Here is a 21,445-nt window from a genome sequence, read left to right as displayed (position 1 = left end):
CTTCCCGTAAAGGTAGCAATAATCCATCGGGCGTTCACGCCCTGGAGGAGAGTCACGTGGCGTGCTTGTTCTTCCGACTTCGCCAGGTGGTCCTGTGGCTTGTGCCGCTCGTTCTCGGCCTGCTGCCGGCCGTGACGGATGCCCAGTCGCCGGCGCAAGGTCCCCTGAGGCTCAAGATCGTCGGCGGCCTCGCCGATGTCAGCCAGTATGTGCGGTATGAGGAACCGTTCTGGCGCCGCCTCGAGGAGACCTCCGGCGGCCGCTTGCAGGCCGAGATCGCGCCATTCGACCGCAGCGGCATCCGGGCGCAGGAGATGCTGGCGCTGATGCGGCTTGGCGTCGTGCCCTTCGGCACCGCGCTTCTGGCCATCGTCAGCACGGAAGAGCCGGAGTTCAATGCCGTGGACCTTCCGATCGTCAACCCCGACATGGCCTCGCTGCGCCGCAGCCTGGCGCTGTACCGCCCGCATCTCGAAGCGCTGCTCGCGGAGCGCTACGATGTGGAGCTGCTGGCGGTCTATACCTACCCGGCGCAGGTCGTGTTCTGCCGCAGCCCGTTCAATGGGCTCACGGACCTCGCGGGCCGGCGCATTCGGACGTCCTCTGTCGGCCAGTCGGAAATGTTCGCGGCGCTCGGCGCAAGGCCTATCGTCATACCCTTCGGGGAAACGCTCGCCGCGATCCGCTCGGGCGTGGTCGAATGCGCCGTGACCGGGACCCTCTCGGCGAATGCGATCGGACTGCACGAAGTGACGACCCACATGCACAGCATGGCGATCACCTGGGGCTTGTCCGTCTTCGGGGCGAACAAGGCGGTGTGGAACGGCATGCCGGATTGGGCCCGCACCCTGCTCCGCGCCGAGCTCGCGAATCTGGAGCGGCAGATCTGGGACGCGGCCGAGGTGGAGACGGTGCAGGGGATCGCCTGCAACGCCGGCAGACCGACCTGCACGGGCGGACGAAGAGGGTCCATGACCGTCGTACCCGTCTCGGAGGCCGACCAGCAGCGGCGCATCCGCCTGCTGACGGAGACCGTCCTGCCCGGTTGGGTGCGGCGCTGCGGCGAGCCCTGCGTCGAGGCCTGGAATACCTACCTCGCGCCCACGCTCGGCGTGAGCGCGCGCCTCGACTGACGATGCACAACACGCTTCTCCTGCGCCGCGCCATCTTCATCGGCGCCATCGTGCTGCTTCTTGCACAGACCGCAGCGACGCTCCTGATCATCGATCGGGCACGGGAAGCGCAGATCACGGCCGCGCGGGAGACGGTGGAGCGCGTGAGCCTCGCGACGGAGGCCTCGATCAACCGGGCCTTCGTGCAGGTGGATGCCATGCTGGCCGGGCTTCCGGCGATGCTGGCCCATTTCGCGCAGGACGGCCGCATGGACATCGCCGTGCTGAACCGCGTCCTGCGCCAGTTCAACAACCAGAACTTCACCTATCGGGACATCCTCCTCCTGGGACCGGACGGCCTGCCTGTCGCCACGGCGCTGCCGGTCTCGCGGCGGCGGCGCCTCCCGCTGCCCGTCGAAACAGGTTTCTCCGATCTCGCCGAGCGCGGCGGCGGCGTCTCCATCGGCGGCCCCATCCAGAACCCGACGACAGGGGAGTGGACGCTCTTCTTCGCCCGGAACATCACCGTGACCGGGCTGGGGCCGGTCCTCGCCGTGGCCGAGGTTCCGGTGCCGTCGGTGCGCGCCCTCCTGAGTGCGGCCGGCGAAAGTCCCGGCATGCGCACGACGCTCGAAAGGGATGACGGCGTTCTTCTCGCAGGCGTGCCGCATGACGAGACCCGCATCGGTCAGCGATTGAGCCCCCCGGCGACGCAGCTCGGCATCGGCCCGACGGCCACGCTCGGCACCAGCCGCTTCGACGGTGCCTCGGTCTTCATCGCCATGCGGCCCACCCTCTATGCGACGCTGGTCATCACGACGACCTACGACGTCGATGCGGCGCTCGCCGGCTGGTATCGGGACCGTGTTCGCGCCTTCGCCGTCTCGAGCATCCTTGGGATGGTGATCATCCTCGTCGCCCTCGCGCTGATGGTGATGCTGCGCCAGCGCGACAAGGCTGAGGAGGAACGGGCACGCGCGAGGCATACGCTGGAGAACGCGCTCGAGGCCATGTCGGACGGCTTCGTCATGTTCGACGCCGACGATCGCCTGGTCGCCTGCAACAGCCGCTACAAGGATTTCTACCGGATCAGCGCGCCCTTCATCCGCCCCGGCGTGAGCTTCGAGGAGATCATGCGGGAGGGCGCGAAGCGCGGCCAGTACCCGCAGGCGGGCGACGACATCGAAGCCTTCGTGGCCGAGAGCAAGGCCTTCCACCTCGGCGACAAGCCGCCGATGGAGCGGCTGCTGCCCGACGGGCGATGGGTGCTGATCACCGAACGGAGAACGCCGGATGGCGGGACGGTCGGCATCCGCACGGATATCACGGCGCTCAAGCGCGCGATGCAGGATCTGGCCGCCGCGCGCGACGCGGCGGCGGCGGCGGGCGAAGCCAAGAGCCGCTTCCTCGCCCGCGTCTCGCATGAGTTGCGGACGCCGCTGAACGGCGTCCTCGGCTTCGCGCAGGTCTTGTTGCAGGATCCCCGCCTCGAACCGGACCAGCGGGAACAGGTCAAGACGCTTCACGAAGCCGGGCGTCACCTGCTGGATCTCGTGAACGGGCTGCTCGACCTGTCGAAGATCGAGGCCGGGCGCCTCGACCTCGCGCCTCGGCCGGTGGCGCTGCGGCCGCTGCTCGATGGCTGCGCGACCCTGCTCGCGCCGGAGGTCGCGAGGAAGGCGCTCAGCTTCCATCTCGATGTGGACCCTGCCCTGCCTGAAGCCGCCGAGCTCGATCCGACCCGGCTCCGCCAGCTTCTGCTCAACCTGCTGTCGAACGCCGTGAAGTTCACGCCGAGCGGCGGCCGGGTCGAGCTGCGTCTGCGCCGGCTGGACGCTGACCATCTGCGGATCGAGGTCCAGGACACCGGCCCTGGCGTGCCGCCGGAGAAGCGACACCTACTCTTCGAGGATTTCGTCCAGCTCGAACCGCAGGGATCGGAGGAAGCCCAGGGGACGGGCCTCGGCCTCGCGATCTCCGCCCGTCTCGTCGCGCTGATGGAGGGGCGGATCGGCTGCACGGAACCTCCCGGGGGCGGCGCGCTGTTCTGGATCGAGATCCCGCTCCGCCCCGCGACGCTACCCGAACCGGACCAGGCCGGCACCGCTGCCCCGGCCGGAGCCCATCCCGGAAAGCCGCTGCGCCTTCTGGTCGTGGACGATGTCGCCGCCAATCGCCAGATCGCCCAGGCCATGCTGCGCAGCGCCGGCCATTCGGTCGAGGTGGCGGAGGATGGCGTCGGCGCCCTGCTCGCGCTGACGAATGGCGGCTTCGACGCGGTCCTGATGGACCTGCAGATGCCGACCATGGATGGCTTCGAGGCGACGCGCCGCATCCGCGCACTGCCGCCTCCCGCCTGCGATGTGCCGGTCATCGCGCTGACGGCATCCGCGCTGCCCGAGCAGATCGAGGCGACGCGGCGCGCCGGCATGGACGGGCACCTCGCCAAGCCCCTCGATCGCTCCGCGTTGCTGCAGCTCCTGCAGAACCTCCCGAACGGACGCGGTGCGCATGCCATGAGCGACGCGAGAGAACCCGCCACGCCCTATCTCGACGGCACGGCGCTCGATACGCTCGAACGCGAACTCGGCCATGCCGCGCATGGGATCCTCGCGGAGTTCGTCGGCGAGGTCAGGCGGGCGCTCTCCCTCCTGAGCAACGCAACACCGGGCGAGAAGTCCGACGCCGCGCATGTCCAGCACGCCGCGCATCGGCTCGTCGGCGCCGCACGGACGCTCGGCGCCACGCGGCTCGCGACCGAGGCCGAGGCGCTGCAGAAGGCCGCGCGCGGCGGCGACCCTGCGCCCGACCTGCAGGCCGCGGTGATCGCCGTGGCGCGCGCGACCCTGCCGGAGCTCGAGCGCCGGCTCGGGATCGAGGGCGTGGTCGCCGACATCCCGGCGCAGCCGGTCGGCGCGGCCTGATCCGTCCTCGCGCGGGCTGGACCGCGCCGGAGCCTGCCCTAGGATGCCCGCGAACGGGCATGGGTCGGCAAGCATGACACGGGCGACATGGCGCGCGAACGACGCGCGCGAGGAACCGCATGCGGAACTGCGCGCGGTCGCCGCCGCGGCACGCCGCGCGGAAACGCCTTGCGGCGCGGGCAGCATGGTCTGGCGCGCCTGGGGCAGCGGGCCGCCGCTGGTGCTGCTGCATGGCGGTTCCGGCTCGTGGAGGCATTGGCTGCGGAACATCCCGGCCTTCGCGAAGGATCGCGAGGTGATCTGCGCCGACCTTCCAGGGCTCGGCGACAGCGACATGCCGCCCGAGCCCGCAACGCCGGAGAGCCTTGCGAGGATCCTGCGCGACGGGCTGGACCTGATCCTCGCCGATGGCGCGGGGTACGACCTTGTCGGATTCTCCTTCGGCGCCCTGTGCTCGGGTCACCTCGCCGCGCTCGATGCGGGGCGGTGCCGGTCCCTGACGATTGTCGGCGCGGGCGCCCTCGGCTTCACGCGGAGTCCGACCGAGCTGGTCAAGGTCCGGCACCTCGAGGGCAAGGCGCGGGAGGAGGCCAACCGTCACAACCTCGCCGCGCTGATGTTCGCCGACGCGGATCGTATCGACGAAGTCGCGCTCGCGATGCAGGACCTCCACACCCGCCGCGCACGGTTCAAGAGCCGCGGCTGGGCCGGCACGGACTCGCTCAGGCAGGCGATCGAGCGCGGGCGCGCGCCGCTTGCCGCGGTCTATGGGGAGCAGGACGCGATCGCGCGCCCGCATGTGCAGCTCCGCCTCGACCTTGTCCATCGCCTGCGCGAGGGCGCGCTGACCGCGAAGATCCCGGGTGCCGGCCACTGGGTCGCGTACGAGGCGGCCGATGCATTCAACGCGGCTCTCGCCAGGATCCTCGCCCGCGAAGCGGCGGCGGCGTGAGCGGCGGATCGGCAGCGGCGCGCAGCGCGACGCTGCGCGGCATGGCATGGATGGCGCTCGCGGGGTTGCTCTTCTGCCTGCTCAACGCCATTGCGCGCCGTCTCGCGCAGGAACTCGACCCCTTCCAGACGCAGTTCCTCCGCTACCTGGCCGGGCTCCTGGTCCTGCTGCCCTTCGTGCTGCGGACGGGGCTGAGCGCATGGCGGCCGCACGACCTGCGCGGCCAATGGTGGCGCGGCCTCGTCCATACGAGCGGCCTCCTCCTGTGGTTCTGGGCGCTGCCGCACGTCCCGCTCGCGGACATGACGGCGATCGGCTTCACCGGGCCGATCTTCATCATGGCGGGTGCGGTGCTGTTCCTCGGCGAACCGATGGTGCGCGCCCGCTGGCTCGCCGCGGGCATCGGTTTCCTCGGCGTCCTGGTGGTCGTCGCGCCGCAGCTGGGGTCGGCGGGGGGCGGGTTCTGGTCGCTCGTGATGCTGTCCTCGGCGCCGCTCTTCGCCGCCTCGTTCCTCATCACCAAGGCGCTGACGCGGCGCGACCGGCCCGAGGTGATCGTGGCGTGGCAGGCGATCACCGTCTCCGCACTCACCCTGCCCTTCGCCCTCGCGGGCTGGCAATGGCCATCGGCCGGGCAATGGGGATGGTTCCTGATGACCGGCCTGCTGGGCAGCGCCGGGCATTGGTGCCTCACCGAGGCCTTCCGCATCGCCGACATGTCGGCAACCCAACCGGTCAAGTTCATCGACATGATCTGGGCGGCGATGCTCGGCTGGCTGGTCTTTGCCGAGGTGCCGGCCGGCACGACCTTCGCAGGTGCGGCGATCATTTTCGCCGCGACCACCTGGATCGCCCGCAGGGAGGCGACGCGGCGGTAGCGGGGCCTTGCGTCGCTCCGCGGCCCGTTGGAACCTTCTCGAAACCGCCGGCGCCGTTCCGGCGAGGAGGACGTCGTGATCCGCGGGGCACCACATTCCGCTCGGCCATCGCTTGCGACGATCATCGCGCCGGCGTGCGCCCGCGCACCCGGCGCGATCCGGCGCCGGACCATCACCTGACACCGGGACGGGGAACACCATGCGCAGCCTGACCATCGGCGATGTCACCATCACCAGCATCATCGAGCGCGACGGCCCCTGGCGCGCGCCCGAGCAGATGTTCCCGAAGGCGGCCGCCGAGCCGGCACTCCTCGCCGCGCGGCTGAAGGAGATCGAGCCCGAGACCTTCGACCCCGCCTCCGGCAGGATGGTCATTACCTACCAGACCTATGTCGTGCGGACGCCCCACCACACGATCCTGGTCGATACCTGCACCGGCGAGGACAAGGGCTACCCCGCGCCCATGGACTTCCCCAAACAGCCCTGGCTCGACGGCTTCAAGGCGCAGGGCCTGTCATTCGAGGACATCGATTACGTCTTCTGCACCCACCTGCACATCGACCATTCCGGCTGGAACACGGTGCTGCGCGACGGCCGGTGGGTGCCGACCTTCCCGAAGGCGAAGTACGTCTTCCACAAGCGCGAATACGAGGCCTGGGACGCGACGACCAAGGCCGGGATCGAGCGCCCGGGCGGCGGCGGCAACGTCCATCGCTTCAATTGCGAGCCGATCGTCGAGGCCGGCCAGGCCCTGCTGGTGGAGGACGACTTCCAGCTCGACGACCGCATCACGCTGCAGCCCACGCCGGGCCATTCGCCATGCCATTGCTGCGTGCATATCCGCAGCGCGGGGCAGCACGCGGTCATCACGGGCGACCTGATGCACCACGCCCTCCAGGTGCACCAGCCCGACTGGTCCACGGTCTTCTGCTGGGATCCGGCGGAGGCCGAAGTCAGCCGCCGGCGATTCTTCGGCCAGGTCGCCGGGACGGACACGCGCATCCTGCCGATCCATTTCCCGGACCCGACGGTCGGGCGCATCGAGACGCAGGGCGAACGCTTCCGCTGGCGCTACATGCGCTGAGCGGCGGCCGCGCTTGACGGGACCACCCCCGGGTGGTCGGCTTCGCCCACGTCGGAGGATCGGACCATGGACCACAACCAGCCACAGGCCGCCAGCGAGGAAACCCGGATGTTGCGGGACCTCGTGGCGAAGTTCGTCGAACGCGACCTGCTGCCGCTGGAGCCCGCGATCCTCAAGCGCGAGGCGAGCGGCGGCGGGTTCCGGCTCACCGAGGAGGAGGAGAAGCAGCTCCTCGCCCGCTGCGCGGAACTCGGTCTCTGGGGCCTGGACGTGCCGGAGGAGTTCGGCGGCGCGAGCCTGCCGCTGCTCTCGCTCGCCGCGGCCGAGGAGGAACTGGCCCGCGCCTGCGTCCCCTTCACCATCCCGCCCGACAGCCCCAACCTGCACATGATGCTCGCCGTCGCGAGCCCGATGCAGCGCGCCAAGTATCTCACGCCCTACGCGAAGGGTGAGCAGCGTTCGGCGATGGCGATCTCCGAGCCCGGCGCCGGCGGAGACCCCGCGGGCATGACCACGCGCGCCGTGCGCGACGGGGATGACTGGGTCATCAACGGGCGCAAGATCTGGGTCTCCAACGTGCCGCGGGCGGACTTCATCATCCTCATGGCGCGCACCGGGGACGGGAAGCGCCAGGAAGGCATCACCGCCTTCATCGTCGAGAAGGGAACACCCGGCTTCGTCATCGAGCGCGAGATCCCGATGATCGGCGGCCGCAAGACCTACGAGCTCGTCTTCGAGGATTGCCGCGTGCCGCACGAGAACGTGCTGGGCGAGCTTGGCCGCGGCTATGCCCCGATGCAGCTCCGCCTGAACGTCCGGCGCATGCAGATGGGCGCGCGCTGCATCGGGATGGCGCGCCGCGCGCTCGAGATGATGACCGAGCACGCGCAGAACCGCGTGACATGGGGCGTGCGCCTCGCCGACCGCCAGGCGATCCAGTGGTTCGCCGCCGAGGCGGTGATGGAGATGCACGCCTGCCGCCTGATGGTGCAGGACCTCGCCGCCAAGCTGGACGCCGGGGCGGATGTCCGAATGGAGGCCTCCATCCTCAAGGTCCGGGCCACCGAGATGGCGCAGTCGGTCCTCGACAATGCCATGCAGACGCTAGGTGCGATGGGCATGACCAAGGAGCTGCCGCTCCAGCTCATGCACCAGCAGGTGCGACTGATGCGTGTCTATGAAGGGCCGTCCGAGGTCCATCGCAGCGCGATCGGCCGCCGCACACTGGGCGCGAAGGTCTGAGGCACGCCGATGACGACCCGCCCGCTCGACGGCATCCTCGTCCTCGACCTCGGGCACATCTACCAGGCCCCCTATGCGGGCTTCCTGATGGCCATGGCGGGCGCGACGGTCATCAAGATCGAGCCGCCGAACGGCGAGCCGCTCAGGCGCCGGGCGATGGTCGCGGGCGGCTCCGTGCCGCAGGCGATGCTCAACTCGAACAAGCTCGGCCTGTCCCTGGACCTCAAGAACCCTCGGGGCCAGGAGGTGTTCCTCCGCCTGGTGGACCGGGCCGATGTGCTGATCGAGAACTTCTCGCCCGGCACGATGGAACGCCTCGGCCTCGGCCATGAGGTGCTGCGCGCGCGCAATCCGCGCCTCGTCTATGCTGCCGGTTCGGGCTACGGCCAGACGGGGCCTGACCGCAACAGGCTCGCTATGGACCTGACCGTGCAGGCGGCGGTGGGGATCATGCACACCACTGGCTTCCCGGACGGGCCGCCGACCAAGGCCGGGCCGACGGTGTGCGACTTCCTCGGCGGGACGCATCTCTACGGCGCGATCATGACCGCGCTCTTCGCCCGCGAGCGCAGCGGCAGGGGCAGCTTCGTCGAGGTCGCGATGCAGGACGCCTCCTATGCGACGCTCGCCTCCGCGATCGGCATGCATTTCGGCGGCAACCGGAAGGACGTGCCACCGCGCACGGGCAACAGCCATGCCGGCCTCGCCATGGCGCCCTACAACGTCTACCCGGCCACCGATGGCTGGATCGCCATCATCGTCGTGACCGAGGACCATTGGGACCGCCTGCTGCGCGCCATGGGCCAGGAGGCGCTGATCGGCGACCCGCGCTTCCGCAGCAATCTGGACCGCGTCACGCACATGGCGGAGGTGGATCGCCTCGTCACCGACTGGACGAGCAGGCATACCCGCGCGGAACTCGAAGCCCTGACCCGCCAGCACGGGGTGCCCGCCGCCCCGGTCAGGACGCTCGAGGAGGTCCTGAACGATGCCGGCATGCACGAGCGCGGCATGCTGCGCTGGGTGGATCATCCCGAGGTCGGCCGCGTCGTCCTCCCGTCCACGCCGCTGCGGATCGCCGACGCGCCGCCGCCCGATTTCGCGCCGAGCCCATTCCTGAACCAGCACGAGCCCGAGATACTCGGCGGAATGCTCGGCCTCGACGAGGCGGAACGCGAGGCGATCCGCGCGGCGGGCGGGCTCGGGCCGCGCTTCAGCGCCCGGTGAAATTGGGTTTGCGCTTCTCCAGGAAGGCCGCCGCGCCTTCGCGCCTGTCCTCGGTGCCGATGGTGGCGGCCTGCTCGGCCTCCGCCAGTTCGATCGCATCCGACAGCGACTGCAAGGGCGCGAGCGCAAGCTGCCTGCGGATGACGCGAAGCGAGCGTGGCGAGCAGTTCTCGACCATGTCGGTCACGTAGGCGCGCACGCCGGCGGCAAACTCGCCGGCGGGGAGAACGCGGACGAGGCCCATGCGTTCCGCCTCCTCGGCCGTGATGGTGCGGCCGGACAGCAGCAGGTCGGCCGCGTTCATCGCGCCGACAAGGCGCGGGAGCATCCAGGCGATGCCATGTTCGGCGATCAGCCCGCGGCGCGGAAAGGCGCAGGCCAGGCGCGCGCCGGCCACCATGAAGCGCAGGTCGCAATAGAGCGCCACGGCGAGGCCCACGCCCGCGACGGCGCCGTTGATCGCCGCGATGACCGGCTTGCCAATATTCAGGATGTAGGAGTAGCGGCGAGCGAGATCCGTGACCGGAGGCGCGCCGCCGGGCGGCGGGGTCACCCCCGCGAAGCGCGGCCGGTCCGGCTTGCGGCCCGCGATTCCCGTGACATCGGCGCCGACGCAGAAACTGCGGCCCGCGCCGGTGAGGATGATCGCGCGGACCGCGTCATCCTCCGCGGCGCGCGCGAAGGCCTCGCGCACCTCGGCCTCGATCGCGGGCGACCAGGCATTATGCCGATCGGGCCGGTTGAGCGTGATCGTGGCGATCCGGCCGGCAACCTCGTAGACGATCTCGGTGAAGGACATGGTCGCGCTCCCTCAGCGTGCCGGCGTGCGGGCGCGCTGCGCGGCCCACTCCTCGTCGCTCCATCGCAGCATCGCCTGGGCGCCCGCGCGCGCGCCGCCCAGGAAGCGCCGCCCGCCATCGGCCACGACGCATTCGCCGGTGATATACCCGGCATGATCGGACACCAGGAACGCCGCCAGATCCGCCAACTCCTCGTGCCGACCATTGCGCCCGAGCGGCACGCCCTCGGCATCCGTGCCGCCCGGCCGGAGGCGCGCGACAGCGGATTCCGTGGGGAAGGTGCCAGGAGCGATGGCCACGAGACGGATGCCATGCGGCCCCCACTCGACGGCAAGGCTCTGCGTCATGGCGAGCAACCCTGCCTTCGCCATGGCGGAAGGCACCGTGAAGGCGCCGCCCTGCAGCGCCGAAAGCGTCAGGATGGAGAGCACGACGCCGGGACGCCCGGCTTCGATCCAGCGCCGCCCGCAGCCGATGGTGCAGTAGGCGGCGCCGTGCAGGGTGGTACCGAGCACGGCATCCACCGCGCGCGGGGAAAGGCGGTGCGTCTGCGCGAGGAAATTGGCCGCCGCGTTGTTCACCAGCACGTCCGCCGGCGCGTCGCGCCAGATGGCGTCGAGCATCGCCTCGACCGCGGCGGCATCACGGATGTCGCAGACATGCGTCGTGACCGGCCTGTCCGGGAACTCCGCACGGAACGACGCCGCCGCCTCATCGAGGACATCGCCGCGGCGCCCGCAAATGGCCAGCGACGCGCCGAGCGCCAGGAATCGCCGCCCCATGCTGCGCCCGAGCCCTGTGCCGCCGCCGGTGACCAGCACCCGGCGCCCCGCCAGCAGCCCCGGCGCGAAGGCCATCTCAGGCGCCCTTGAAGCTCGGCTTCCGCTTCTCGCGCATGGCCGCGAGCGCCTCCTTGTGGTCCTCGGTGGTATGCGCGACGGCCTGCATGGCCGAGGACATCTCGAGCACCGTATCGAGGCGGTTGTTCCACGCCTCGCGCAGCAGCCGACGCGCCATGCGGACAGCCTGGGGCGGGTTGGCCGCGATACGGGCCGCGAGCGCGCGCGCTGCGGGGATGAGTTCGGCGTCAGGCACCACCTGGGACACGAGCCCGGCGGCGAGCGCTTCCTGCGCGCTCAGCGCATCCCCGGTGAGCGCCATTTCCGATGCCTTGGCGAAGCCCACGACGCGGGGCAGCAGCCAGGCCCCGCCATCGCCCGGAATGATGCCGAGCTTCACGAAACTTTCGGCGAAGCGCGCGCTCTCGGCTGCGATCCGCAGGTCGCACATGCAGGCGAGATCGCAACCCGCCCCCATGGCAGGGCCGTTGACCGCGGCGATCACCGGCATTTCCAGCGTCTCCAGCAGGCGGGGAATGCGCTGGATGCCCCAGCGGTAGTAGCCGCGCGCCTGGGCCGGGGTGCGTTCCTTGGGCCCGCTCGCAGCCTCGCCCATGCGGCGGACATTGCCGCCGGCGCAGAAGGCGGAGCCGGCGCCGGTCAGGATCGCCACGCGCACCGCCTGGCCCGCATCCAGCGAGGACAGCGTGTCGAGCAACGCATCCTGCATCTCCGGGTCGAGCGGGTTGCGCGTTTCCGGGCGGTTCATCGTGAGGAGGGCAATGCCCTCCTCGATCTCGACCTTGATCGGCGCGTCCATCGGCGTATCCCCCGTCCTGCGCGGCGGAGGATGGAGCGCGGCCGCCGGGGCGGCAAGACGCGCTCAGCTCGCCTCGATGCCGAGACGCCGGATCAGCGCGCCCCACTTCTCGGCATCGGCCCGCAGCCTTGCCGCGAAGGCCTCCGTGGATTCGGGCGCGATCTCCACGCCCATGCCCGCAAGGCGCTCATGCACCGCGGGCAGGGACAGGATGCGGTTGAGTTCCGCGTTCAACCGCTGTTGCAGGGCGGGATCCATCCCCTTCGGGCCGAAGGCGCCATACCACACCGCCATCTCATAGCCGGGAACGGACTCGGCGACGGTCGGCACCTCGGGCTGGCGCGTCCAGCGCGCCGCCTCCGTCACCGCGAGCAGGCGCAGCCGGCCGCCCTGCACATGCGGCATGGTCTGCGTCGCCGCGCTGAACAGGAGCTGAGTCTGGCCCGCCACGGTGTCGGTGACCGCGGGCTGGCCGCCCCGATAGGGCACATGCACCATGCGCACGCCGGTCATGCTCTCGAACAGAGCGGCGCAGAGATGGTTCGTCGAGCCCGGGCCAGCCGAGGCATAGGCCACCTTCTCGGGGTTGGCGCGCGCATGGGCGATGAACTCGGGCACCGTCCGCGCCGGCAGCGACGGGTGGATCACCATGGTGTTCACCGCGAAGCCGAGCATGGCCAGCGGCGTGAAATCCGCGACGCCATCGAAGGGCATGCTGCGCATCAGCGCATGGTTCATCGCATGCGTGCTCATCGAGCCGAACAGCAGCGTATGACCATCCGGGGCCGCCTTCGCCACGACATCGGACCCGACATTGCCGCTCGCACCCGAACGGTTCTCGACCAGCACCGGCTGGCCGAGCGCCTGGGCCAGCGGCTCGGCCACGATGCGGCCGAGGATGTCCGTGGTGCCGCCCGGAGCCCAGGGAATGACGAGCCGAACGGGGCGGGTGAACGCACCCTGCGCGCCCACTTCCCTGGCGGCGATCAGGGCGGGGGCGGCGAGCATCAGGCCGCGGCGGGGCAAGGGCATCATCGCTGTTCTCCGGAAAGTCATGTCACATCCACGGCCAGAAGCGCCGGGACCGCAAGAGCCGCAAAGACAATCCCGAGTGCGGTATCGGCTTCGGTGAAGTGCCCGGCATCGTGCAGGAGGTTGACCGTCCCGAGCGTCGCGCCGTTCCAGCGGACCGGCAGGTTCATCGCGCTGCGCAGCCCCATGGCCGCGATCTTCTCGTGGTCGGGATAGGCCCAGGCGATGTCGGCCTCGTCACGCCCGATCCAGGGCTCGCCCGCGACGAGCACGCGCTGCGTCCAGGGATGCTCCCACATCACGGGCTTGAAGCCGGAGACGGGATAGGATGCGGGGTCGCTGCTGTGCACGCGGCGGTTGCGCCCGCCTGCCGCATCGTGGCGCATCACGGTGAAAAGGCGATGGCCTATTGCGTCGCCTATCGCCGATTCCAGGGTTGCGAGTGCGTGCAACGGTTGCGGGCTCTGCGCGAAGCTGGCCGCCACGCGCCGCAGCGCCGGCAGGGGATCGGGACGGATCATGGAGGCCGGCATAGCCCAGGTCGCTCGCCGCATCACCCCTCCCGACGAGGGCCGTGCTGCGACCCAGCACGACTTGCGTGGAACCGGATACCGCGGGTTGCGGGGCTAAGGCCTTGAAAACATGGTGGGCGCACAAGGATTCGAACCTTGGACCCGCTGATTAAGAGTCAGCTGCTCTACCAACTGAGCTATGCGCCCGCCGGGCTTGGCCGCATGGCCGCCGCCAGAGCGCGCTACTTAGCGCCCGCGGCGGCTTTGTCCAGCCCCTTTGAAACCGGCCCGGCCATCAATCCCGCATGGGCCCCATTTCGGCGTCGCGATGGACATAGGCGGAGAGCAGGAGCCCGAACCCCAGCATGACGGTCAGCATAGCCGAACCGCCGTGGCTGATGAGCGGCAGCGGCACGCCACCGACCGGTATCGAACCGGTCACCATCGCGACGTTCACGAACACGTAGAGGAAGTAGTTGGTGCCCAGCCCGATGGCGAGCAGCCGCCCGAACTGGTGCCTGCAGCGGAAGGCGACGAAGAAGCAGAACGCAACCGTGAGCATCAGCAGCGCCAGGGTCGTCATCGCGCCGACGAGGCCGAACTCCTCGGCGATCATGGTGAAGATGAAGTCGGTCTGCTTCTCGGGCAGGAAGTTGAGGTGCCCCTGCGTGCCCTGCAGGAAGCCCTTGCCCCAGAGCCCCCCGGAACCCAGGGCGATCTTGGACTGGATGATGTTGTAGCCGGCGCCGAGCGGGTCGCTCTCCGGATCGAGGAAGGTGGTGATGCGGGCCCGCTGGTAGTCGTGCAGGCGATCATAGGCGATCGGCGCCGCGAGGGCCGCAAGTCCGGCGGCAGCGGCGAACTTCCACCACCTCATGCCGGCGGCCCAGAACACGGCCGCGCCGATCATGCCGGTGATCAGCGCCGTGCCGAGGTTGGGCTGCCTCAGGATCAGCAGGACGGGAACGAGCACCGCGATCGCCGGCGGGATGAGGAACAGCGGATTGCCCATCCGCTCCCACGACGCGCGGTGGAACCACGACGCCAGCGCCAGCACGAGCATGATCTTCATCAGCTCCGAGGGCTGCAGCTGGACGGGCCCGATGTCGATCCAGCGCTGCGCCCCCTTGCCGACATTGCCGTGCAGCAGCACGAGCACGAGCAGCACCAGGGCACCAAGATACCCGAGCCAGGCGAAGCGCGCGATGATTCGGATGTCCACCAGCGCAAGGCAGAGCATCAGCACCAGCCCGAAGCCGAAGCGGATCGCGTGCTTCTGCGCATAGGTGTCCGGATTGCCGCCGCCGGCCGAGAGCAGCGCGACATAGCCGATCGCCGCCACCCCGCAGAGCAGGATCACGAAGGACCACGGGATCTGCCACAGCTTCTCGAGCACGCCCGCGCCGCGGTCGCGGGCCAGGAGGCGCCGTTCGAAGATCATCGTGTCGCCTCCGCCACGCGTGCGCCCGGGGCGGGGCGCAGCCGCTGGAACGCCTCGATCAGGATGTCGCGCGCGAGCGGCGCCGCCGCGCCCGAGCCGCTCGTGCCGTGCTCGACGACAACCGAAAGAGCGAACAGCGGATTGTCGTGCGGCGCATAGGCCACGAACATCGCGTGCGGGCGCCATTCGCGCGGCAGCGCATTGACGTTGAAACCCCGCTCGCGCTGCTCGCGGGAGACGCGGCGAACCTGGGTCGTGCCCGTCTTGCCGGACATCTGCCCATACTGCGCCGGCAGGCGGGAGGCGCTGGCCGTGCCGCCGCCGTTCACCACCGCCCACATCGCCTCGCGCACCAAGCGCAGATCGGCCTCTGGGATGCCGAGGCTCGGCCAGTCCTCGGGGCGGGAGCCGCGCACCGGCCGCCCGCCGATCGCGCGGGTGAGATGCGGCTGCACGGCGCGGCCGGTGGCCAGCCGCGCCGTCATGACGGCGAGCGAGAGCGGCGTGAGCTGGTAGAATCCCTGACCGATCCCATGGACGATGGTGTCGCCGATCGACCAGGGCCGCCCCTGGGCGAGCCGCCAGCCACGGGTCGGCATCACGCCGCGCCGCGTGCCGGGCAGTTCGATCTCGAGATCCACGCCGAGGCCGAAGCGGTTCGCCATGGCGGCGATGCGGTCGATGCCCATGCGCCGCGCCATCTCGTAGAAATAGACGTCGCAGGAGGCGACGATGGCGCTGCGCAGGTTCATCCCGCCATGGCCGTTGCGATTGTGGCAGTGGAAGCGCGTGTCGCCGAAGTCGAAATGGCCCGGGCAATGCACGATGTCGCCAGGCCGGCAGACCCGGGCCTCGAGCGCGGCGAGCCCCACCACCATCTTGATGGTCGAGCCCGGCGCATAGAGCCCGTTCGTCGCCTTGTTGATCAGCGGCGTGCTGCGCGCCGCCGTCCATTGCCGCCACTGCGCCGCGCTGACGCCCGAGTTGAAGATGTTCGGATCGAAGGCGGGCTTGGTCGCCATCGCGAGCACCTCGCCGTTCCGCGCATCGAGCAGCACGGCGGTGGTGCCTTCCTGGATCTTGCCGCGGATCGCCTTCTGCAGTTCCGCATCCACGCTGATCTGCACGTCCTGGCCGGGTATGCCCTCACGCCGGTCCAGTTCTCGGATCACGCGTCCCACCGCGTTCACCTCGACCTGCACCGTGCCGGCGCGGCCGCGCAGGATCCGGTCGTGGTGCCGCTCGATGCCGGCGCGGCCGACGCGGATGCCGGGCAACTGCAGAAGCGGATCGTCGCCGACATCGCTCTCGGCGGGCGCCGCGACATAGCCGACGACATGCGCGAGATGCTCCGTCTCCGGGTAGATGCGCGTCGTGCCCATGTCCACGCTGATGCCGGGCAGATCGGGGGCGTTGACCTCGATGCGCGCCATCTCCTCCCAGGTCAGGAACTCGCGGATGACGACCGGCACAAAGCGCCGGCTGCGCCGGATGTCGCGCTCGATCCGCGCCTTCTCGTGGTCGGCGAGCGGGACGATCTTCGAGAAGGTCTCGAGCGTCGCGCCCACATCGACCGCCTGCTCGGCCACCAGCAGCGCGCGCCAGTTCAGCCGGTTGCCCGCCACCACCTTGCCGTTGCGGTCGAGGATGCGCCCGCGCGGCGGCGCGAACAGCCGGGCGCTGACGCGGTTCTCCTCCGCGAGCGTCGCGTAGCGCGCCCCTTCCTCGATCTGCAGCCGGTAGAGACGCGAACCGAGGAAGGCGAAGGCCCCGAACTGCACCAAGCCGAGCGCCGCGGCGCGGCGGGTGAAGATGCCGCGGCGGCGCTCCTCCTCCTTGCGAACGGTGCGCTCGCGGCCCAGCAGCCCCGATTTCGCCCAGGGACGCCAGATCACGGCGCGTTCTCCGCCTGCAGCATCGCCTCGTGGATGCGCGTCAGCAGCAGCGCCACGGCGGGATACAGGCCGCAGGACAGCAGCGCGGCGTGCAGGGCGGGCGCCACCGGCGGCAACTGGAGTGCGAGCAGCGACTGCAACGCCCAGTAGAGGAGCGCGCCTCCGAAGGCCGCGACGCAGAAGGCGAGCCAGACGGCCAGGAAGGACTGGCGCACCAGGAACCGCCGGAACCGTAGCGCCACCGCCTGCAGCACCAGCAGCACCAGGATCCCGGAGCCGAGCGGGGCGAGGGTCAGCAGGTCCAGCAACAGGCCGAGCAGGAACACGATCGGCGGCATCATCGCCGCCGGCCGGAAGACCGACCAGAAGGCGACGCATGGCAGCGTCACCGCAAGGACCGGGGATGGCAGGGTCACCGGCGCGGCGGCGAGCACCATGAGAAAGGCCGTCGAGAAGCCGGGAAAGGCCAGCCGCGCGAAAGCATCCACGCGGCGCACCAGCCCCGGCGCAGGTGCGGGGCGGCCCTGCGGGCGGCGGTTCGGCGGCGTCGCCACGGGGGCGGCCCTTTCAGCGCCGCCTGGGCCGCGGTTCCGGCCGCGCCACGGCCTCGGGCGGGATGATGCCCGACAGGCCGTAGTCGAACAGCCGCACCGCATCCAGGCGGTCGAGGCGAGCGAAGAGTTCGATCTCCGGCGCGCCCTGCGGCGAGACGCGGATCACGCCGACCGGCAGGCCGGCGGGAAAGGCGCCGGCCTCTGCGCTGGTCACCACGCGCTCGCCCTCGACCGGAATGACGCCCTCGGGCCAGTGGGCAAGCCGGGGGCGGGCGCCATTGGTGCCGGCCATGATGGCGCGCGCGCGGCTCGATTCGAGCGTCACCGGGATCCGGCTGTTCATGTCGGTGGCGAGCAGCACGCGCGCGGAGCGCGAGCCGACCTCGGTGACGCGGCCGACGAAGCCCCGCTCGTCGAGCGCGACCTGGCCCTTGCGGATGGCGTGCTGCGGACCCGTGGCAAGCAGCACGGCGCGCGCATAGGTGCCGCCACCGTCGGCGACCACACGGGCGGTCACGAAGGCCGGCGCGGCTTCCGGCAGGAAGTTGAGCTGCCGGCGCAGCATCTCGTTCTCGGCTTCGAGCGCGAGCGCGGTGGCGTGCCAGCGACGGAGCCGCTCATTCTCCTCGCGCAGCGCCGCGTTCTGCTCCCGCAGGGTGGCGAGGAAGCGCACCTCCTCGACGGCCGAGCGGACCGCGGCCGTGGGCTCGGCAAGCGCGGCATAGATCGGCGACAGCGCGTCGGAGAGATGGGTGCGAAGCCGTTCGGCGAGCAGCGCGTCCGCCTTGCCGAGGAGCATCACGCCGAAGGCAGCCGCGATCATCAGCGGCAGCGAAAGCCGCGCCAAGGCCTGACGGAGCGGAATGCTCAGCCGGATCACGCGCCCCTCTTTCCCCTGACAGGACCGTGAAGCCCCCGGACCCGCCCCGTGGCGGGCCCACCGCCCTCATCAATACATCGAAGTGAGGACGTGGCGAAGCCGCTTCATGTCCTCGAGCGCACGGCCGGTGCCGAGGGCGACGCAGGACAGCGCATCCTCGGCCGCCACCACGGGCAGCCCCGTCGCGTCCCGCAGCACCTGGTCCAGCCGGTTGAGCAGCGCGCCGCCGCCGGTCAGCACGATGCCCTTGTCCACGATGTCGGCGGCGAGTTCCGGCGGCGTGTTCTCGAGCGCCACCTTCACCGCCTCGACGATCTGCGTCACGGGCTCGTTGAGCGACTCGGCGACCTGGCGCTGGCTGACCACAACCTCGCGCGGCACGCCGTTCATCAGGTCGCGGCCCTTCACCTCGGCGAGCGGGCCTTCCTCGCCATCTTCCGGGGCCGATGCGGCGCCGATCTCGATCTTGATCCGCTCGGCGGTGGACTCGCCGATCAGCAGATTGAACTGGCGGCGGATGTAGGAAATGATCGCCTCGTCGAGCTTGTCGCCGCCCACGCGGACCGACCGCGCATAGACGATGCCGCCGAGCGAGATCACCGCGACCTCGGTCGTGCCGCCGCCGATGTCCACGATCATGGAACCCGAGGGCTCGGTCACCGGCAGGCCCGCGCCGATCGCCGCCGCCATGGGTTCCTCGATCAGCAGCACCTTCCGCGCGCCGGCCGATTCCGCGCTCTCCTGGATGGCGCGCCGCTCCACGGCCGTGCTGCCCGAGGGCACGCAGACGATGATCATCGGCGAGGCGAAGGATCGGCGGTTGTGCACCTTGCGGATGAAGTGCTTGATCATCTCCTCCGCCACCTCGAAATCGGCGATCACGCCGTCGCGCAGCGGCCGGATGGCGGCGATGTTGCCGGGGGTGCGGCCGAGCATCTGCTTGGCCTCCTCGCCCACCGCGAGCACCTGCTTGCGTCCCCGCTGGTCGGAGATGGCGACGACGCTCGGCTCGTTCAGCACGATGCCGCGGCCCTTCACGTACACGAGCGTGTTCGCGGTGCCGAGGTCGATGGCCATGTCGGCGGACAGGAAGCCGAACAGGCGAGAGAACATGCGTACCGGACCTTCCGACGGGGCCGCCCAGCCCGCAGAGGGGGCCGAAGCCGCCGTCGCGACTGTTGGGGCTTGGATGGAGATTGCGGCGTTTACCCCCCCCGGGCCGGACTCTCAAGCCGGATTCCCCGGGGCGGCGGGGGGATCAGGGAAAGGGCGGCACCGGCTTGACCTCGCCGGGCCGCAACCCGCCGAGATGGCGCAGGATCATGGCATGGTCCGGATGCCCCGGCGGGTAGACCAGCCGCGCCTGGCCCGTGGTGCCGCCGGTGCGGGCCACAAGGTCCAGGATGATGGTCCCGTCGGGCTCCATCCGGGCCACCCCGATCGGCGCCGGGGCGGGCTGGCCCTGGGCGGCGCCCGGAAGGGCCAGCATGGCGAGCAGCCCCGCCCGGCGCCGCAGGAGCATCACGCGCGCAGGACGGCTGGCGGCTCGGTCCGCTGGCGCTTGACCAGCAGCTTGTTCAGCGCGTGCACATAGGCCCGGGCGGAGGCGACGATGGTGTCGGTGTCCGCCCCCTGCCCGTCCACGAGCTTGCCGTCCTCCTCGAGCCGCACCGTGACCCGCGCCTGGGCATCGGTGCCGCCGGTGACCGACTGCACGGCATAGAGCTTGAGGTTGACCTCGTGCGGGAAGGCCTGGCGCAGCGCGTTGAAAGTGGCGTCCACCGCGCCGTCGCCCGAGGCCACGCCGTCGCGCGGCTGCCCGTCCACTTCCAGCGTGATCGAGGCGGTCGGCTTGGTCGCCATGCCGGTCGCGACCGTCAGCGCGGTCAGGCGGATGCGGTCATGGCCACGCACCACCTCGTCGTCCACCAGGGCGGCGATGTCCTCGTCGTAGACGACCTTCTTGCGGTCCGCGAGGTCCTTGAAGCGGCGGAAAGCGTCGTTCAGCTGGTTGTCGCCGATCTCGTAGCCCATGGACCTCAGCTTGTCGCGGAAGGCGGCACGGCCGGAATGCTTGCCCATGACCAGCGAGGTGTCGGACCAGCCGACGCTCTCGGGCGTCATGATCTCGTAGGTGGACTTGTCCTTCAGCACGCCGTCCTGATGGATGCCCGATTCATGGGCGAAGGCGTTGCGACCGACGATCGCCTTGTTGGGCTGCACGTCGAAGCCGGTGATGGTCGCGAGCAGCTTCGAGGTGCGCAGGATGCGCTCGGTGACGATGGCGTTCCGCGTCGGGATGGCGTCGTGGCGCGTGCGCAGCGCCATCACGATCTCCTCAAGGCTGGCATTGCCCGCGCGCTCGCCGATGCCGTTGATGGTGCTCTCGACCTGGCGCACGCCCGCGCGGATGGCGGCGAGCGTGTTCGCGACCGCAAGGCCCAGGTCGTTGTGGTTGTGCGCGGAGAGGATGATCCGGTCGGCGCCGGGCACACGCTCGCGCACCATGCTGAAGATGCGCGTCATGTCCTCCGGCAGCGCATAGCCGACCGTGTCCGGGATGTTGATCGTGGTCGCGCCGGCCTTGATCGCCGCCTCGACGCAGCGGCAGAGGAAGTCTGGCTCGGTGCGGGTGCCGTCCTCGGCCGACCACTCGACGTCGTCGGTGTGCTGGCGGGCGAGCGAGACGCTGCTGGTCACCAGTTCCAGCACCTGCTCGGGCTCGAGCCGCAGCTTGACCCGCATGTGCAGCGGGCTGGTCGAGACGAAGGTGTGGATGCGCTTGCGGGCGGCGGGCTTCACCGCCTCGGCCGCGCGCAGGATGTCGGCCGGGGCGGTGCGCGAGAGGCCGCAGACCACCGGCCCGTCCTTCGCGAAATGCTTCGCGATGGACAGCACGCTCTCGAAGTCGCCTGGCGAGGCGATGGGGAAGCCGGCCTCCATCACGTCCACGCCGAGCTCGGCCAGCGCCTCGGCCATGCGCAGCTTCTCCTCGAGGTTCATGGAGAAGCCGGGCGACTGCTCGCCGTCGCGCAGCGTGGTGTCGAAGATGATGATGCGGTCGTCCGGCAGGGTGCCGAAGGAAGGATGGGTGATGGCCATGTCAGGCGTGTCCCGTGTGGCAATGAGTGTGGATGCGCGCGTTCGGTCCCAGGTTCCCCTGAGCGATGGCCGGCCTCGGTCAGCCGGGCGTCACGCCCAGGGGCGGGTAAGTCGAAGGAGAAGGAGGCCGAGCGGCGCGCGAGCGGCTGAC

Annotated in this window: 19 protein-coding genes and 1 tRNA gene; 7 read left to right on the top strand and 13 right to left on the bottom strand. The window is 70.4% G+C overall.

The features are described from left to right. Window positions 1-56: 56 nt before the first annotated feature. From FHS88_RS05865 to FHS88_RS05835, 7 genes are all read left to right on the top strand, one after another. Window positions 57-1,133 (top strand): TRAP transporter substrate-binding protein, encoded by a 1,077-nt coding sequence (locus tag FHS88_RS05865; protein ID WP_338146427.1) that lies wholly within the window; start codon window positions 57-59, stop codon window positions 1,131-1,133. Between the two features lie 2 nt (window positions 1,134-1,135). Further along, window positions 1,136-4,036: an ATP-binding protein gene (locus FHS88_RS05860; RefSeq protein ID WP_184482229.1), complete on the top strand. Its 2,901-nt coding sequence runs from the start codon at window positions 1,136-1,138 to the stop codon at window positions 4,034-4,036. Window positions 4,037-4,109: 73 nt separating this feature from the next. Then, on the top strand, window positions 4,110-4,988 hold the full coding sequence (locus FHS88_RS05855) for an alpha/beta fold hydrolase (RefSeq protein WP_184482227.1): 879 nt from the start codon (window positions 4,110-4,112) through the stop codon (window positions 4,986-4,988). After that, complete coding sequence (locus FHS88_RS05850) at window positions 4,985-5,866, top strand: DMT family transporter (RefSeq protein ID WP_338146426.1); 882 nt, start codon at window positions 4,985-4,987, stop codon at window positions 5,864-5,866. The genes FHS88_RS05855 and FHS88_RS05850 overlap by 4 nt, the downstream gene beginning before the upstream one ends. A gap of 199 nt (window positions 5,867-6,065) precedes the next feature. Next, complete coding sequence (locus FHS88_RS05845) at window positions 6,066-6,950, top strand: MBL fold metallo-hydrolase (protein ID WP_184482225.1); 885 nt, start codon at window positions 6,066-6,068, stop codon at window positions 6,948-6,950. Window positions 6,951-7,016: 66 nt separating this feature from the next. Next, entirely contained in the window at window positions 7,017-8,192 is a 1,176-nt protein-coding gene (locus FHS88_RS05840) for an acyl-CoA dehydrogenase family protein (RefSeq protein WP_184482223.1), read from the top strand. A gap of 9 nt (window positions 8,193-8,201) precedes the next feature. Next, window positions 8,202-9,419 carry a CaiB/BaiF CoA transferase family protein gene (locus tag FHS88_RS05835; protein WP_184482221.1) on the top strand — a complete coding sequence of 406 codons (1,218 nt, stop codon included), beginning with the start codon at window positions 8,202-8,204 and terminating at the stop codon, window positions 9,417-9,419. Here the strand turns inward: FHS88_RS05835 and FHS88_RS05830 are convergent. The 13 genes from FHS88_RS05830 to FHS88_RS05770 all read right to left on the bottom strand — a co-directional run bounded on the left by FHS88_RS05830 (window position 9,406) and on the right by FHS88_RS05770 (window position 21,294). Continuing rightward, window positions 9,406-10,218: an enoyl-CoA hydratase-related protein gene (locus FHS88_RS05830; protein ID WP_184482219.1), complete on the bottom strand. Its 813-nt coding sequence runs from the start codon at window positions 10,216-10,218 to the stop codon at window positions 9,406-9,408. The two genes, FHS88_RS05835 and FHS88_RS05830, sit on opposite strands and share 14 nt — an antisense overlap. A gap of 12 nt (window positions 10,219-10,230) precedes the next feature. After that, window positions 10,231-11,076: an SDR family oxidoreductase gene (locus tag FHS88_RS05825; RefSeq protein ID WP_184482217.1), complete on the bottom strand. Its 846-nt coding sequence runs from the start codon at window positions 11,074-11,076 to the stop codon at window positions 10,231-10,233. A 1-nt stretch (window position 11,077) separates the two neighbouring features. Then, window positions 11,078-11,878, bottom strand: coding sequence for a crotonase/enoyl-CoA hydratase family protein (locus FHS88_RS05820; RefSeq protein ID WP_184482215.1), 801 nt, complete (start codon window positions 11,876-11,878; stop codon window positions 11,078-11,080). Window positions 11,879-11,941: 63 nt separating this feature from the next. Further along, window positions 11,942-12,910, bottom strand: coding sequence for a Bug family tripartite tricarboxylate transporter substrate binding protein (locus FHS88_RS05815; protein ID WP_184482213.1), 969 nt, complete (start codon window positions 12,908-12,910; stop codon window positions 11,942-11,944). 20 nt (window positions 12,911-12,930) lie between these two features. Further along, window positions 12,931-13,431, bottom strand: coding sequence for a GAF domain-containing protein (locus tag FHS88_RS05810; protein WP_184482211.1), 501 nt, complete (start codon window positions 13,429-13,431; stop codon window positions 12,931-12,933). Window positions 13,432-13,553: 122 nt separating this feature from the next. Continuing rightward, window positions 13,554-13,629: transfer RNA gene (locus FHS88_RS05805), tRNA-Lys, on the bottom strand. A gap of 88 nt (window positions 13,630-13,717) precedes the next feature. After that, the gene (gene rodA / locus FHS88_RS05800; RefSeq protein WP_184482209.1) at window positions 13,718-14,863 is read right to left on the bottom strand and encodes a rod shape-determining protein RodA; all 1,146 of its coding nucleotides are present in this window, start codon (window positions 14,861-14,863) and stop codon (window positions 13,718-13,720) included. Further along, window positions 14,860-16,758: a penicillin-binding protein 2 gene (mrdA, locus tag FHS88_RS05795; protein ID WP_338146425.1), complete on the bottom strand. Its 1,899-nt coding sequence runs from the start codon at window positions 16,756-16,758 to the stop codon at window positions 14,860-14,862. Before mrdA ends, rodA begins: the two co-directional genes overlap by 4 nt. Further along, window positions 16,755-17,312: a rod shape-determining protein MreD gene (locus FHS88_RS05790; RefSeq protein ID WP_184482207.1), complete on the bottom strand. Its 558-nt coding sequence runs from the start codon at window positions 17,310-17,312 to the stop codon at window positions 16,755-16,757. The genes mrdA and FHS88_RS05790 overlap by 4 nt, the downstream gene beginning before the upstream one ends. Before the next feature lie 13 nt (window positions 17,313-17,325). Then, complete coding sequence (mreC, locus tag FHS88_RS05785) at window positions 17,326-18,192, bottom strand: rod shape-determining protein MreC (protein WP_184482205.1); 867 nt, start codon at window positions 18,190-18,192, stop codon at window positions 17,326-17,328. Between the two features lie 69 nt (window positions 18,193-18,261). Continuing rightward, window positions 18,262-19,305, bottom strand: coding sequence for a rod shape-determining protein (locus tag FHS88_RS05780; protein ID WP_184482203.1), 1,044 nt, complete (start codon window positions 19,303-19,305; stop codon window positions 18,262-18,264). Between the two features lie 145 nt (window positions 19,306-19,450). Further along, the gene (locus FHS88_RS05775) at window positions 19,451-19,714 is read right to left on the bottom strand and encodes a hypothetical protein (RefSeq protein ID WP_184482201.1); all 264 of its coding nucleotides are present in this window, start codon (window positions 19,712-19,714) and stop codon (window positions 19,451-19,453) included. Continuing rightward, on the bottom strand, window positions 19,714-21,294 hold the full coding sequence (locus FHS88_RS05770) for a 2-isopropylmalate synthase (RefSeq protein WP_184482199.1): 1,581 nt from the start codon (window positions 21,292-21,294) through the stop codon (window positions 19,714-19,716). Before FHS88_RS05770 ends, FHS88_RS05775 begins: the two co-directional genes overlap by 1 nt. Window positions 21,295-21,445 lie beyond the last annotated feature (151 nt).

This window comes from Neoroseomonas alkaliterrae, assembly GCF_014199195.1.
Taxonomy (GTDB): Bacteria; Pseudomonadota; Alphaproteobacteria; order Acetobacterales; family Acetobacteraceae; genus Neoroseomonas; species Neoroseomonas alkaliterrae.
Note: the sequence above shows the minus strand (reverse complement) of the source record. Positions and strands in the feature narration are given on the sequence as shown.

What these genes read in the sequence shown, in the direction of transcription:
- FHS88_RS05775 (WP_184482201.1), bottom strand. Translation starts at nt 19,714, where the DNA reads ATGCTCCTGCGGCGCCGGGCGGGGCTGCTCGCCATGCTGGCCCTTCCG.
- FHS88_RS05835 (WP_184482221.1), top strand. Translation starts at nt 8,202, where the DNA reads ATGACGACCCGCCCGCTCGACGGCATCCTCGTCCTCGACCTCGGGCAC.
- FHS88_RS05840 (WP_184482223.1), top strand. Translation starts at nt 7,017, where the DNA reads ATGGACCACAACCAGCCACAGGCCGCCAGCGAGGAAACCCGGATGTTG.
- FHS88_RS05830 (WP_184482219.1), bottom strand. Translation starts at nt 10,218, where the DNA reads ATGTCCTTCACCGAGATCGTCTACGAGGTTGCCGGCCGGATCGCCACG.
- FHS88_RS05825 (WP_184482217.1), bottom strand. Translation starts at nt 11,076, where the DNA reads ATGGCCTTCGCGCCGGGGCTGCTGGCGGGGCGCCGGGTGCTGGTCACC.
- FHS88_RS05820 (WP_184482215.1), bottom strand. Translation starts at nt 11,878, where the DNA reads ATGGACGCGCCGATCAAGGTCGAGATCGAGGAGGGCATTGCCCTCCTC.
- FHS88_RS05860 (WP_184482229.1), top strand. Translation starts at nt 1,136, where the DNA reads ATGCACAACACGCTTCTCCTGCGCCGCGCCATCTTCATCGGCGCCATC.
- FHS88_RS05855 (WP_184482227.1), top strand. Translation starts at nt 4,110, where the DNA reads ATGACACGGGCGACATGGCGCGCGAACGACGCGCGCGAGGAACCGCAT.
- FHS88_RS05815 (WP_184482213.1), bottom strand. Translation starts at nt 12,910, where the DNA reads ATGCCCTTGCCCCGCCGCGGCCTGATGCTCGCCGCCCCCGCCCTGATC.
- FHS88_RS05770 (WP_184482199.1), bottom strand. Translation starts at nt 21,294, where the DNA reads ATGGCCATCACCCATCCTTCCTTCGGCACCCTGCCGGACGACCGCATC.
- FHS88_RS05780 (WP_184482203.1), bottom strand. Translation starts at nt 19,305, where the DNA reads ATGTTCTCTCGCCTGTTCGGCTTCCTGTCCGCCGACATGGCCATCGAC.
- rodA (WP_184482209.1), bottom strand. Translation starts at nt 14,863, where the DNA reads ATGATCTTCGAACGGCGCCTCCTGGCCCGCGACCGCGGCGCGGGCGTG.
- FHS88_RS05810 (WP_184482211.1), bottom strand. Translation starts at nt 13,431, where the DNA reads ATGATCCGTCCCGATCCCCTGCCGGCGCTGCGGCGCGTGGCGGCCAGC.
- FHS88_RS05845 (WP_184482225.1), top strand. Translation starts at nt 6,066, where the DNA reads ATGCGCAGCCTGACCATCGGCGATGTCACCATCACCAGCATCATCGAG.